The sequence below is a fragment of the Micromonospora sp. WMMC264 genome, assembly GCF_027497275.1.
GTDB lineage: Bacteria > Actinomycetota > Actinomycetes > Mycobacteriales > Micromonosporaceae > Micromonospora > Micromonospora chalcea.
In genome coordinates this window covers 5,915,696-5,928,500 of sequence record NZ_CP114907.1, presented here as the reverse complement: position 1 = coordinate 5,928,500, position 12,805 = coordinate 5,915,696, and the positions used below count along the sequence as shown (strand labels likewise).

Here is a 12,805-nt window from a genome sequence, read left to right as displayed (position 1 = left end):
TCAGCTGAGGACGGCGGCGAGCCACGCGCCGCCGAGCAGCGCCGGGCCGAACGGCACCGGCGTGTCCCGGCGTACCCGGCCGGCGGCGAGCAGGACGAGCACCGCGACTCCGGCGAGCACGTGCGGCAGGAGCAGCCCGAGGCGCAGCGCCGGCCAGCCGAGCCAGCCCAGCGGCAACCCGAGCGCGGCGGCGAGCTTCACGTCGCCGAAGCCGAGCCGGGCGCGGGGCAGCAGCGCCAGCAGCGCGTACCCGAGGAAGGAGAGCGCGGCCCCGGCCGCCGCGACGGCCAGGCGGCGCGGTTCGCCGGTCGCCGCCGTGGCAGCGGTGAGGCCGAGCCCGCCGCCGAGCGCGACCACGCCGACGAGCGGGTCGGGCAGCCGCAGCGCTGTCACGTCGGTGACCGCGAGCGCCAGCCCGACGGCGGCGACCAGCAGCAGCGCGGGCAGCGCCGGGTCGGCGGCCCGGGTGGCGGCGAGCCCGCCGAACGCCACGGCGCCGGCCAGCGCGAACGCGCCCCGGCGCGGAGCGTCGCCGGCGGGAACTGTGACGAACGACCGGCCGACCGGTACGGCCACCCACCCGGCCGCCGCGCCCAGCAGCGCGACCCCCGTCACCAGCAGCGCCGACACGGGGCGGGACGCTACCCCCCGGCGGGTTCCCCGGCTGCCCCGTCGACGGCGGGTGGCGGGGACCGGCGGGGACGCTCGGTGCTCACCACCACCGCCACGCCGACCACGATGATCGCGCCGCCCAGCAGCACCTGCGAGGTGATCGGCTCGGCGACGAACAGCGCGCCGAGCGCCACCGCGACCACCGGGTTCACGTACGCGTACGTGGAGACCAGGGAGATCGGCGCGTGCGCGAGCAGCCAGACGTACGCGGTGAAGGCGACGAGCGAACCGGCCACCATCAGGTACGCCAGCGCCGCCCAGGACCGCCCGGTCACCTCGGCGAAGCTGAATCCGCGCAGCTCGCCGCGGGCGACGCCGACGAGCGCGAGCACCGCCGCGCCGGCCAGCATCTCGTAGACGGTGGCCACGAACGGGTCGGCGGGCATCCGGATCCGCCCGGACAGGTACGAGCCGACCGACCAGCTGGTGGCGGCCGCGACCACTGTGAGCGCGCCGGCCACCGGCACGCCGTCCACGCCGTCGCGGGGCAGCACCAGCACGACGAGGCCGGCGAAACCGAGCGCCACCCCGAGGAACGTCCACGGCCGGGGCCGGTCCCCGCCCACGGTCCGCAGCACCACCACCAGCAGCGGCACGGTGGCCACCAGCAGCGCGGCCACGCCCGAGGGAACCGCGGTGCCGGCCGGACCCGACTCGGCGAGCACCACCAGTCCGTTTCCGCCGGCGAGCAGCAGCACGCCGATCAGCGCGGCGGAGCCGACGCGGCGCACGGGCACCCGCAGCGCGCCGGGCCCACGCCGCAGGCGCAGCACCACGGCGAGCACCACGGCCGCGCCGGCGAACCGCATCGCCGCGGAGATGAGCGGCGGCAGGGACTCGACGGCGACCCGGATGCCCAGGTACGTCGAGCCCCAGAGCAGGTAGACCAGCACGAGTGCGGTCCAGATCAGGGCGGTGCGTGTCGGCGGCGTCGCGGAATCGACAGCGTTCGTCGCACTCGTGGGGCGTGAGCTCATCGAGGGTCCACGCTACGGTGACCACGGCGTCGGCGTCCCCAGTTGGTGGCCGGCCTCTCAGCACTGGCGTACGCAGGAGGCGTTCATGTCGAACTTCGGTCCACCGGGCGGCGGCTCCCCCGACCCCTGGGGACGGCCCGACGACGGCTACGCCCCGCAGCCCGATCCCCGCTACGCCGCGCAGCCCGATCCGCGTCACGACCCGCAGTACGGCCCGCCGGGCGCGCAACCGTACGGCCCGCCGGCCGATCAGTACGGGCCGCCGACCCAGCAGTACGGGCCCGCCGACCGGTACGGCCCGCCGGCCGATCAGTACGGCCCGCCGACGCAGCGCTACGAGCCGGCGCCGGCGTGGTCCCCCGGCCCACCGCGGCAGGGTCACCCGGCCGACCCCTACGCCGGGCCGCAGTACGGCGGCGGGGAGCCGCAGTACGCCGAGCCGACGCCGCCGAAGCGCGGCAAGGGCCCGCTGCTGGTGGTGGTGGTCGTGCTGGCGGTGCTGCTGCTCGGCGGCGCCGGGGCGTACTGGATGCTCGGCCGGGACGAGGAGAGCCCGACCGCCGGGACGACGGCGGCCACCGCGCCGGCCGCTGATCCGACCGAGGCGGCGCCGAGCGATCCGGCGGAGGCCACGCCGACCGCGCCCGCGCCGGCCTCCTCGACCGATCCGCGTTTCGTGAAGGCGGGCCAGTGCGTCGCCAACGAGGGTGGCGGCGGTCAGCCGAAGCTGGTGATCGCCGACTGCGCCCCGAAGACGTACGAGGTGCTGCGGCGCATCGACGGCGCGACGAGCGGCAAGAAGGACGCGGAGGCGAAGTGCGGGAAGGTCGACGGGTACACCGACTGGTACTTCTTCGACAGTGAGCTGGACACGCTCGACTTCGTGCTCTGCCTGAAGCGCCGCTGACGCGCCACTGACGCCCCGGCTCCTCGGTAACCAAAACTAGGGCTGTCTAGCATTCACGCTAGACAGCCCTAGTTTTATGTCGAGGCCGACACGCGGTAGCTGCATCTACGCACGTCTAGCCTGGCCGCTAGAGAAGCCGATACTGTGCGATTCGTGGATCCGGTCCGCAACCCGTACGCGCCGGGCGCCGGCCAGCGCCCGCCCGAACTCGCCGGGCGGGGGCGGGAACTGGACGTGTTCGACGTGGTGCTGGAACGCATCGCGCGTGGCCGGCCCGAACGCAGCCTGATGCTCACCGGGCTGCGCGGCGTCGGCAAGACCGTCCTGCTCAACACGCTGCGGTCCGAGGCGATCAACCACCTCTGGGGCACCGGCAAGATCGAGGCGCGGCCGGACCAGTCGCTGCGCCGCCCGATCGCCGCCGCGCTGCACATGGCGGTCCGCGAACTCGCGCCCCGGCACCGCGCCCCGGACCGGATCGACGCCTTCCTCGGCGTACTCAAGGCGTTCGCGCAACGCTCCGCCCCCACCGGGCGCGGCGGCGCGGCGCCCAAGCTGCGCGACCGCTGGCAGCCCGGCATCGACGTGCCCGCGAGCAGCGGACGCGCCGACTCCGGCGACATCGAGATCGACCTGGTCGAACTGCTCAGCGACGCGGCGACGGTCGCCACCGACGTCGGCACCGGCATCGCGATCTTCATCGACGAGATGCAGGACGTCGGCGCCGAGGACGTCTCCGCGCTCTGCGCCGCCTGCCACGAGCTGTCCCAGCTCGGCGCGCCGCTGATCGTGGTGGGCGCGGGACTGCCGCACCTGCCCGCGGTGCTCAGCGCCGCCAAGTCCTACTCCGAGCGGCTCTACCGCTACCAGCGCATCGACCGGCTCGACCGGATCGCCGCCGACCAGGCGCTCTGCGCGCCGGCCGAGCGGGAGGAGGTCGAGTACGAGCAGAAGGCCCTCGACCTGCTCTACGAGAAGTCCGGCGGCTACCCCTACTTCGTCCAGGCGTACGGCAAGGCCACCTGGGACCACGCGCCCCGCTCGCCGATCACCGCGGCGGACGTCCGGGTCGCCGCGCCCGAGGCGGAGGCGGAACTGGCGGTGGGGTTCTTCGGCTCCCGGTTTGAGCGGGCCACCCCGGCCGAACGCGAGTACATGCGCGCCATGGCGACGCTGGCGCTGGTGGACGGCGAGGAGGGCAGCCGCGACGACATGGACGCCGCGGTGCCGACCGCCGAGATCGCCCGCGCGCTCGGCCGCAAGCCGGCCAGCCTCTCCCCGGCCCGCGACGCGCTGATCAAGAAGGGGCTGATCTACTCCGGCGAGCGGGGGACGGTGGCGTTCACCGTCCCGCACTTCGGCCGCTACCTGCGCACCCAGCCCGCGTGACGGCCGCGACCGCTCAGACCCGCGACCACGGTGGTGGGAAGACCACCTCGCCGGACGGCGGTGGCGGTTCCTCGCTCGCCGACGGCGGCAGCACCAGCGCCTGCCACGGCTCGCCCAGCCCGGACCACGGGCTGGTCAGGCCCAGCCGGTCCGCCGGGCCGAACCCGAACCGCCGGTAGTACGCCGGGTCGCCCAGCACCACCACCAGCCGTTCGCCCAGCTCGGTCGCGGCGTCGAGCGCCGCCTGCACCGCCGCCGTGCCGTGACCGAGCCGCTGCCGGTGCCGTGCCACAGCCACCGGGCCCAGCGCCAGCGCCGGCCACACGCGGCCGTCGTCGGTGCGTACGCCGACGCGTGTGAGCAGCGCGTACGCCACCACCTCGCCGCCGTACTCGGCGACCATGGCCAACTCGGGAATCCACGCCGGGCTGTGCCGCAGCTCCTCGACCAGGCCGACCTCCGGCGGGGTGGCCACGTCGGGCCGGGCGAAGGCGGCGGCCAGCACCCGGGCCACCGCCGGCTCGTCGGCGGGGCCCTCCGGGCGTAGTCGCAGCGTCGTCACCCGCGCGACCTTACCGAACGCGACCGGTCCATCCGCGACGGTCGCTGAAATCGATACCGTCCGGACGTCCACGTCGGCCGATACCTTTCGTGTGTTGCGGGGATGACGACGCCCCCGACGGGGTAAGACTGAGCCATGAAGCCCGTGCGCTCCCTCGCCCGAGTCATGTTGAGCGGCATCTTCGTGGTCAGCGGCGCCCGCAACCTGCGCAACCCGGAACGCCTGGTGCAGGCCGCGGAGCCGGTCACCGGGAAGGTCGCCCCGCTGATCCGCAACGTGCACCCGCGCATCCCCACCGACACCGTGTCGCTCATCCGGGCCAACGCCGCCACCCAGCTCGTCGGCGGTCTGATGCTGGCCACCGGCCGGTTCACCCGTCCGGCCGCGCTGGTGCTCGCCGGCTCCCTGATCCCGACCACCGCCGCCGGTCACGCCTTCTGGAACAACGACGACCCGGCGGCGCGCAACAACAACCAGGTCCACTTCCTGAAGAACCTCGGCCTGCTCGGTGGCCTCCTCCTCGCCGCCGCCGACACCGAGGGCAAGCCCGGGCTGCGCTGGCGCGCCGGCCACCGGATCGACCACTCGCGCCGGTCGGTCACGCGCGCGGTCCGCACCGCCCGCCGCGATGCGAAGATCGCCGTACGCTCCGCGGCGGCCGCCCGCCGAATCCCTGGTTGACACCCCTTTCGTACGGCCACCCCCCCCCCCCCCCCCCCCCCCCCCGCAAGGCCACCAATCACCTGAACCGTCCGAGACCCGTTAACGCGGTGGAAATGTCGCAAACACGTGTGGGATCGGACACGGTCGCGTAACGCGGGAGGCAGCAACGTGAGGCGCCGTTCTAGGCTCCGTTCTGGACCTGGACGGGTACGACGACCTTGGTACGGGGGTGGCCACGCCATGCCGACGTCAGTCGGTAGACGGACCAACCGCCTCGCCCCGACCTCCCGCGTCGACCGCCGGACCGTCGTGCGCCTCGGGATCGTGGCCGCCGTGTCGTACGCCGCGTGGCTGGCCATCGGCGCCTTCGGACGGCCGTACAACTTCTTCGACATGAAGATCTACCACGGCGCGGTGGTGTGGTGGGCCAGCGGAAACGAGCTGTACGACTTCGTCGCGCCGTCGACGACACTGGGCTTCACCTATCCACCGTTCGCCGGTGTGGTCATGCTCCCGATGTCCTGGCTGCCCGTCGACGGCGCCGGCTTCGTCAACGCCCTGGCCAGCATCGCCGCGCTCGCGGTCGTCCTGGCGGCGCTGCTGCGCCCCATCGTGGACCGGCTCGGCTGGCCGCTATGGTTCACCGTCGGCATCGCCACCCCGCTCGCGGTGGCCATCGAGCCGTCCCGGGAGACGCTCGGCTACGGCCAGGTCAACCTGCTGCTGTTCGCGCTCGTCATGGCCGACATGGTGGGCCTGCGCTGGCGCGCCAAGCGGGGCACCCACCACGAGACCGCCGCCTCGCCGCTGGCCCGCTTCGTCTACAGCGGCGCGTGGGCGGGCGTCGGCATCGGGCTCGCCACCGCCGTCAAGCTCACCCCGGCGTTGTTCGTCGCGTACCTGATGCTCACCCGGCAGTGGCGCGCCGCGCTCACCGCCGTCGGCACCACGATCGGCGTGACCATCGCGACGTTCGGCCTGGTCGGTGAGGAGTCCCGCGCGTACTTCACGAGCGTGCTGTGGCAGACCGAGCGGGTCGGTGCGGCGGACATGACCGCCAACCAGTCGCTCGCCGGGCTGCTGGCGCGGCTCTACGACTCGATCGAGACGCCCGGCCTGCTCTGGCTCGCCTTCTCGGTGCTGCTCCTGGCGCTGGGCCTGTCCCGCGCGATCAGCGCCCGCGCCGACGGCGACGAGCTGACCGCGTTCACACTCGTCGGGCTCACCGCCAACGTGATCAGCCCGATCTCCTGGTCGCACCACCTGATCTGGGTCATCCCGGCGATCATCGTGCTGGCCGACGCCGCGGTACGCCGCCGCGACGCCAGCCGTGGCCTGCCCCTGCGCGGCAGCGGCCCCTCGGCCAACGGTGTGCCGGCGCTGCGCCCGCCGATCTGGTACCCGACGTTGACCGGGCTCCGCCACGGCGTCGGCGCGCTCGGGCTCTACCTGCTGTTCCTGATCTCACCGATCTGGCCGTACGAGCACCAACTCCCCGAGGTGTCCCACTACCAGGACGGCCTGTTCGGCGCGCTGATGGAGAACTCCCTGGCCATCGCGCTGATCGTGCTGGTGGCGGCGCTGCCGTGGCGTCCGGGAGCCGAGCCCGCGTTCTACCACGACCGGTTCAGCCGCGCGGCCGCGCTCGCCGGCCGGCGCTGAGCACTCAGGGGCAGTTCACCCATTCCTCGGTGCCGTCGTCGAAGACCTGCCGCTTCCAGATCGGCAGCCGCGCCTTCACCTCGTCGACCAGCCGGGCGCACGCGGCGAACGCGGCCGCCCGGTGGGCGGTGCTGACCGCCGCCGCCAGCGCCACGTCGCCGATCTCCAGCGGGCCGATCCGGTGCGACACCGCGACCGCGTACACCGCCGGGTCGGCGGCGATCTCGGCCGCCACCTCACGCAGCACCGCCTCGGCGGTGGGGTGGCCCTCGTACTCCAGCCGGGTGACCCCCCGCCCGTGGTCGTGGTCGCGGACCACGCCCTGGAAGGAGACCACCGCGCCGGCCCGGCGGTCGGCGACCGCCGCCTCGTGCGCGGCCAGGTCGAGCGGCCGGTCGGTCACCGCGCCGAGCACCACGCCTGCCCGCACCGTCACGACGTCTCCCGTCGGCTCGTTCGTCGCGCTCACCCGGCACGCTCCCCGGGGGTCAGCGGCAGCGGCACCAGCGGCACCCGGTCGCCGGCCGCGCCGCTGGCGCCGGGCCGGATCACCGCGAAACCATCCGCGCCCGCGAGACCGCGCAGCATCGCCGACCCGACGTGCCGCACCGGGTACGCCGTGCCGGCGACCCGGTCCCAGCGGGCCAGCGCCAGATGGGTGTAGTCGCCGCGCCCCGGAATCGGCTCGGCCAGCGTCACGTGCGGCAGCACCGGCATCGGCCGGCCGGTGAGACCGGCGAGCAGCGGCGCGACGAGCGACACGAGCGCCACCACCGCGGACTGCGGGTTGCCCGGCAGACCGGCCACGAACCGCACCCGCCCGTCGTCGCCCACCAGCCGGGCCACCAGCATCGGGAAGCCCGGGCGCACCGCCACCGTGTTGACCACGTAGTCGGCGCCGAGCGCCTCCAGCGTCGGGTGCAGATGGTCGACCGGCCCGTGCATGGTGCCGCCGGTGGTGCAGACCAGGTCGGCGTTGGCGAGCGCGCCACGCACCGCCGCCACGTGCGCGGGCAGCGTGTCGGCGACCGGGCCGACCACGTCGGCCGTACGCACCTGGCAGCCGTAACGGCGCAGCCAGGCGGGCACCGACGGGCCGAGCGCGTCGCGGACCCGCCCCGCGCCGGGCGGGCCCGAGGTGAGCAGCTCGTCGCCGAAGACCAGCAGCGCGGCCCGGGGTGGCCGGCGGACCCGCAGCGTGTCGTGCCCGCAGGAGGCGGCCAGGCCGAGCACCGCCGGATCCACCGGCGTGCCGGCGGGCAACAGCTCCTCCCCGAGGTACGCCTCCTCGCCCGGTTCCCGCCACTCCGGCGCCGGGCGGGGCGTGCCGGTCACCAGGCCGTCCGCCGTGCGGGCCGACTCCTCGATCCGCAGGATCGCCGTCGTGCCCTCGGGCACCATCGCGCCGGTGGCGATCTCGACAGTGCTGCCGTCGGTCTCCAGCGGCGCGGCGGTGTGCCCGGCGAGCACCCGGCCCACCACCCGCCACGGCCCCGGGCCCCGCACCGCCCAGCCGTCCACGCTGGAGGTGGGGAACGCCGGCAGGTCGGTACGCGTCGTCAACGGCTCGGCGAGGGTGTGCCCGTCGGCCTCGGCCAGCGGGCGGGCGACGGCGGGGAGCGCGGCGGACAGGCCCACCGCGTACACCCGGGAGCGGGCCTCCTCCCACCCGGCCGGTGGTGGCGTGCCCGCCTCGGCCGCGGCGGCTTCGGTTTCCGTGCTCATCCGGCGAGCCTAGCGCCGGGGCACGTGGCCCGCGGGTTCAGTGGTCGCCGCCGCGAAGCTGGTCGACCGCGTGCCGCAGGATCGGCCCGAGCACCGCAAGGCCGTCGCGGGCGCCGCCCCGCGAGCCGGGCAGGTTGACCACGAGCGTCCGGCCGGTCACCCCGGCCAGCCCGCGGGACAGCGCCGCGGTCGGCACGGTGTCGCGGCTGTACGCGCGGATCGCCTCGGCGATGCCGGGGATCTCGTAGTCGAGCAGCGCACGGGTCACGTCGGGCGTGCGATCGGTCGGGGTGATGCCCGTGCCACCGCTGGTCAGCACCACGTCCACACGTTCCTCGCGGGCGGCGAGCAGCGCCTCACCGACCGGATCGCCGTCCGGCACCACCACCGGCGGGTCGACCTCGCAGCCCATCTCCCGCAGGCCGGTCACGAGCAGCGGGCCGCTGGTGTCCTCGTACACCCCGGCGGCGGCCCGGTTGGAGGCCACGATCACCCGGGCCCGGATCACGGCCGGTCCTCCGGCCGGACCCATTCGCCGGTCTTGCCGCCCTCCTTGCGGAGCACCCGGACGGCCTCCACCGAGGCGGCCGGGTCGACCGCCTTCACCATGTCGATGAGAGCGAGGCCGGCGACCGCCACCGCGGTCAGCGCCTCCATCTCGACGCCCGTCCGGTCGGCGGTCTTCGCGGTGGCGGTGATCTCGACCGTGTCGGCGGTCAGGTCGAGGTCGACGGTGACGCCGTGCAGCGCGATCGGGTGGCAGAGCGGGATCAGGTCGGGCGTGCGCTTGGCGCCCATGATGCCGGCGAGTCGGCCGACGGCCAGCGCGTCGCCCTTGGGCAGGCCGTCGCGCCGCAGCAGCTCGACCACCTCGGCGGTGGTGCGGAGCCGGCCGGCGGCGACCGCGAGCCGGCCCGAGACCGGCTTGGCGGAGACGTCGACCATCCGGGCCGCGCCGGCCGGGTCGACGTGGGTGAGCTGCGCGGGTTCGGTCACGGCCCGACCCTATCCGCCGGGTACGACGACGCGCGTGCTCCCGGCCGTCGGCGGGGAGGAGCGCCGTGTCGGGTGCAGATCCACGACGCCCCTCCCTCACCTACCCACCGCCGATTCGCTGGGGGGAACTGGCGGTGGGGGCCTTCGCTCGGCCTGGCCCACCCTGGCGGTGAGCCCTCCCCGTGGCCGATGGCGGGACGCTAACGAACGCTGCGATAAGAAATCGATAAGCCGGGTCAGGTCGGTGGTGACGGCATCGCGGCGAGCTGCCGCCGCAACTCGTGACGCTCCGGGGCGCCCATCCGTTCGAAGATCGCCAGGGCCCGTTGCCGGTACCGTCGCGCCTCGACCGGCTGCTCGTCCACCAGGTGCTCCGCCAAACCGCTGAGGGCGCGGGCCTGCTCGTACGGGTGGGCGATCCGGGTGGCGATGGCGAGGGCTTCCTCGAGCACGGCGGCGGCCTCCCCGCCTCGGCCGACGGCTCGCAGGGTGACGGCCAGCTCGTTGCGCGCCTCGGCTTGGACCTGCTGCTCACCGGAAGCGGCGGCGGCCTCGATGGCGGCTTCATGATGCCGCAACGCCTCCTCGTAGCGGCCGAGCTGGCGGTAGGTCCCGGCGAGGTCGCTGATCGTCTCGGCGCGGGCGAAGCCGCTGCCGGTGCGGTCCCGGAGCGCCAGCGAGGCGCGTAGCAGGCGCTCGGCCTGCGCGTTCTGCCCGAGCCGATACCTGACGCCTCCCAGGTGCCCCAGCGCGTTCGACATGTGGAACGGGTCCTGCCTGGTGCGCGCGACGAAGAGGTGGAGCCGGTGAACGGCCATCGACTCGTCGTACCGGCCGAGGCAGCGGAGCGTGAGGCCGAGGTTGGGCAGAACGGGAAGGGTGTCCAGCACGTTGCTGCGCAGAGTCAGGCGGTTGATCTCCAGCGACTGCTGAAGTCGACCGGTGAGCCAGTACACCACGCCGAGGTTGAACCGCGCCCGCTGCGCGCCCGCTGCGTCCCCGAGCCCGGTGAGGATCGAGACGACCTCGTGCAGGTGGGTGGAGGCGTCCTGGAAAGCGCCGGTACGCACACAGGCCGACGCGAGGTAGTTGTGCATGAGAGCCACGGCGTGCCGATCTCCGCACCGTCGGGCCGCTGCCAGACCCGCGGAGTGGGTGACCGAGATGTCGTCGAAGTAGCCCCGGGTGTAGAAGAAGCGCCAGCTGGCGCGCGCGAGCCGCCAGGCCATCGGTTCATGGCCCTCCTCAGCCGCCTGGCGGGCGAAGGCGATCAGATTCAGGCGCTGGTCCTCCAGCCAGTCCAGATCGCCGTGCTCGCGTCCGACGAGCAGGTCCGCGCGGCGCGGCTCCCCGAGCCGCAGGTGCAGCGCGAGTACGCCGCTGTCCTCGGTCTGCGCCGAGGCCCGCACCACCGAGTGCAGCAGGTGATCCAACAGGTTCTGTACCGCCGCGTGGCGCGCCGGCCGCTCGTCCTCCTCCCGGGCCAACTCGGCGGCGTACCGCCTCATCAGATCGTGCAGGCGGTACCGGCCCGCCGCGGTCTCCTGCACGAGGTTGCGGTCCACCAGTTCGTCGAGGACGTCCGCCGCCTCCCGCCACGGCAGATCGTTTAGGGCGGCGACCATGGCGGTGTCGAGGTGACCGCCGGTGACCAGCCCGAAGGATCGGAAGGTTCTCCTGCACGCCTCGTCGAGCGGCTCGTACGACTCGGCGAACGCCTCGATCACGCTCCGCGCCTCGGTCCGGAGACCGGGAAGGATCATCGATCTGTCGTTCAACCTGTCGACGAGATCGGAGATCCGCCAGTCCGGCCGGTGAGCGAGGCGGGTGCCGGCCAGCCTGACCGCGAGGGGCAGACAGCCGCAGATGCCGACCAGGCGGCGTGCGGCCTCCCGTTCGGCTGTCACCCGCCCGTCCCCGACAAGTGTCGTGAGCAGTTGCAGCGCCTCGGGCTCGGAGAGAACGGCGAGGGACACCGGCGGCCGTTCGGTGAGCGCCAGCAGGCGACGCCGGCTGGTGACGAGCACCACCGCCGGCCCGGAGGTGGGCAGCAGCGGTTCGACCTGCCGGCTGTCGGCGGCGTTGTCGAGCACCACCATCGCGGCCCTCGTGGCGAGTTCTCGCCGCCACATTTCCAATCGATCGGGCAGTTCCATCGGTATCCGGCCCGCCGGCACACCCATTTGGCGAAGAAGGATGTCAAGCGCTGCGGTAGGCGTCATCCGCGTGTCCTCGGTGTGCCCGCGCAGGTCGACGAAGAGCTGCCCGTCGGGGAAGCGTTCGGCCAACCGCGAGGCCACGTGCAGGGCGAGAGTCGTCTTGCCGCAGCCCGCCATGCCGTCGATCAGGCGGATCGTCGGGACTCCGCCGGACCGCTCGCGCACGTCGTGCAACAAGCGATCGACAATTTCCTTCCGGCCGACGAAATCCGGCACCGTGCGCGGCAGCCAGTCATGCGTACGGGATCTTTTCCGAATTGTTTCCGCCTCGGTGACGGAGTTCGGGACCCGCCGACGGGCGAGGGCGGCCGCGACCCGCAACTGCTCCATCTCCTCGCTGGGCGGCACGCCCAGTTCGCCGGTGAGGGCCTCGCGCGCGGCGCGGTAGACGGCCAGCGCGCCACCCGCGTCACCGGCCGCGGTGAGGGCACGCATCAGGAGACACTGCGCGCGCTCCCACAGAGGCTGACGCGAGACCTCCTCACGCAGCAGCGACGCCGCCGATTCCGGGCGCCCCAGGATGAGATGCGCCTCCGCCAGCGACTCCAGGGCTGCCCGGCGTTCCTGGCTCGCGGCCTCTCGCCGGGCGGTCAGCACCGGCCCCAGCGTCAGCCCGGCGAGCAGCGGGGCCGCCGCGGCGCCCACATCCTCCAGCAACGGGACCGCCCGCGCCGGCGCTCCCGCCCGCATCAGTTCCCGAGCGTGGCGCCAGCGCGCGGTCAGCCGGTACAGGTCGATGAGGCTCTCGTCGGCGAGGAGCCGGTAGCCACCGGGCTCACGGACGATCCTGAGCCTGTCATCCGCGTACGAGTCGAGGCTGCGACGCAGGTTGCCGGCGTAGGTCCGGACATTGGCGATCGCGGAGCGAGGCGGATCGTCGGGCCACAACTCGTCCACCAGGTCGTGCATGGGGACCAACTGATTGGCCCGCACGACCAGCAGCGCCAGAACCAACTGCTGTTTGGGGGTTCCAAGCGAAAGGCCCGCGGCGCCGATCCGCACCGCCAGACCACCGACCACTTGGATTTCCATG

General features: G+C 73.9%; 12 protein-coding genes. 4 read left to right on the top strand and 8 right to left on the bottom strand.

Going from position 1 to position 12,805, the window contains the following annotated elements:
- Window positions 1–630: an A24 family peptidase gene (locus O7542_RS26355; protein WP_281605356.1), complete on the bottom strand. Its 630-nt coding sequence runs from the start codon at window positions 628–630 to the stop codon at window positions 1–3.
- 11 nt (window positions 631–641) lie between these two features.
- Window positions 642–1,649 carry an EamA family transporter gene (locus O7542_RS26350; RefSeq protein WP_245254844.1) on the bottom strand — a complete coding sequence of 336 codons (1,008 nt, stop codon included), beginning with the start codon at window positions 1,647–1,649 and terminating at the stop codon, window positions 642–644.
- A gap of 85 nt (window positions 1,650–1,734) precedes the next feature.
- Between O7542_RS26350 and O7542_RS26345 the strand changes: the two genes are divergently transcribed.
- The gene (locus O7542_RS26345; protein ID WP_043330819.1) at window positions 1,735–2,556 is read left to right on the top strand and encodes a hypothetical protein; all 822 of its coding nucleotides are present in this window, start codon (window positions 1,735–1,737) and stop codon (window positions 2,554–2,556) included.
- Window positions 2,557–2,709: 153 nt separating this feature from the next.
- Entirely contained in the window at window positions 2,710–3,945 is a 1,236-nt protein-coding gene (locus O7542_RS26340) for an ATP-binding protein (RefSeq protein WP_064448072.1), read from the top strand.
- Between the two features lie 13 nt (window positions 3,946–3,958).
- Here the strand turns inward: O7542_RS26340 and O7542_RS26335 are convergent, their stop codons facing one another.
- Complete coding sequence (locus tag O7542_RS26335; protein WP_043330817.1) at window positions 3,959–4,507, bottom strand: N-acetyltransferase; 549 nt, start codon at window positions 4,505–4,507, stop codon at window positions 3,959–3,961.
- A 135-nt stretch (window positions 4,508–4,642) separates the two neighbouring features.
- Between O7542_RS26335 and O7542_RS26330 the strand changes: the two genes are divergently transcribed.
- Entirely contained in the window at window positions 4,643–5,188 is a 546-nt protein-coding gene (locus O7542_RS26330; protein ID WP_030499461.1) for a DoxX family protein, read from the top strand.
- A 222-nt stretch (window positions 5,189–5,410) separates the two neighbouring features.
- Window positions 5,411–6,832, top strand: a complete 1,422-nt coding sequence (locus O7542_RS26325; RefSeq protein WP_281605355.1) for a glycosyltransferase 87 family protein — start codon at window positions 5,411–5,413, stop codon at window positions 6,830–6,832.
- Window positions 6,833–6,836: 4 nt separating this feature from the next.
- Here O7542_RS26325 and O7542_RS26320 read toward each other — a convergent pair whose 3' ends face one another.
- The 5 genes from O7542_RS26320 to O7542_RS26300 all read right to left on the bottom strand — a co-directional run bounded on the left by O7542_RS26320 (window position 6,837) and on the right by O7542_RS26300 (window position 12,804).
- Window positions 6,837–7,262 carry a molybdenum cofactor biosynthesis protein MoaE gene (locus O7542_RS26320; protein ID WP_187693504.1) on the bottom strand — a complete coding sequence of 142 codons (426 nt, stop codon included), beginning with the start codon at window positions 7,260–7,262 and terminating at the stop codon, window positions 6,837–6,839.
- 35 nt (window positions 7,263–7,297) lie between these two features.
- Window positions 7,298–8,557 carry a molybdopterin molybdotransferase MoeA gene (locus tag O7542_RS26315; RefSeq protein ID WP_281605354.1) on the bottom strand — a complete coding sequence of 420 codons (1,260 nt, stop codon included), beginning with the start codon at window positions 8,555–8,557 and terminating at the stop codon, window positions 7,298–7,300.
- Between the two features lie 37 nt (window positions 8,558–8,594).
- Entirely contained in the window at window positions 8,595–9,089 is a 495-nt protein-coding gene (locus O7542_RS26310) for a MogA/MoaB family molybdenum cofactor biosynthesis protein (RefSeq protein WP_181373751.1), read from the bottom strand.
- Window positions 9,062–9,553, bottom strand: coding sequence for a cyclic pyranopterin monophosphate synthase MoaC (gene moaC / locus O7542_RS26305; RefSeq protein ID WP_043327705.1), 492 nt, complete (start codon window positions 9,551–9,553; stop codon window positions 9,062–9,064). Before moaC ends, O7542_RS26310 begins: the two co-directional genes overlap by 28 nt.
- Before the next feature lie 236 nt (window positions 9,554–9,789).
- Window positions 9,790–12,804 (bottom strand): tetratricopeptide repeat protein, encoded by a 3,015-nt coding sequence (locus O7542_RS26300; RefSeq protein ID WP_113974492.1) that lies wholly within the window; start codon window positions 12,802–12,804, stop codon window positions 9,790–9,792.
- Between the last annotated feature and the right edge of the window lies 1 nt (window position 12,805).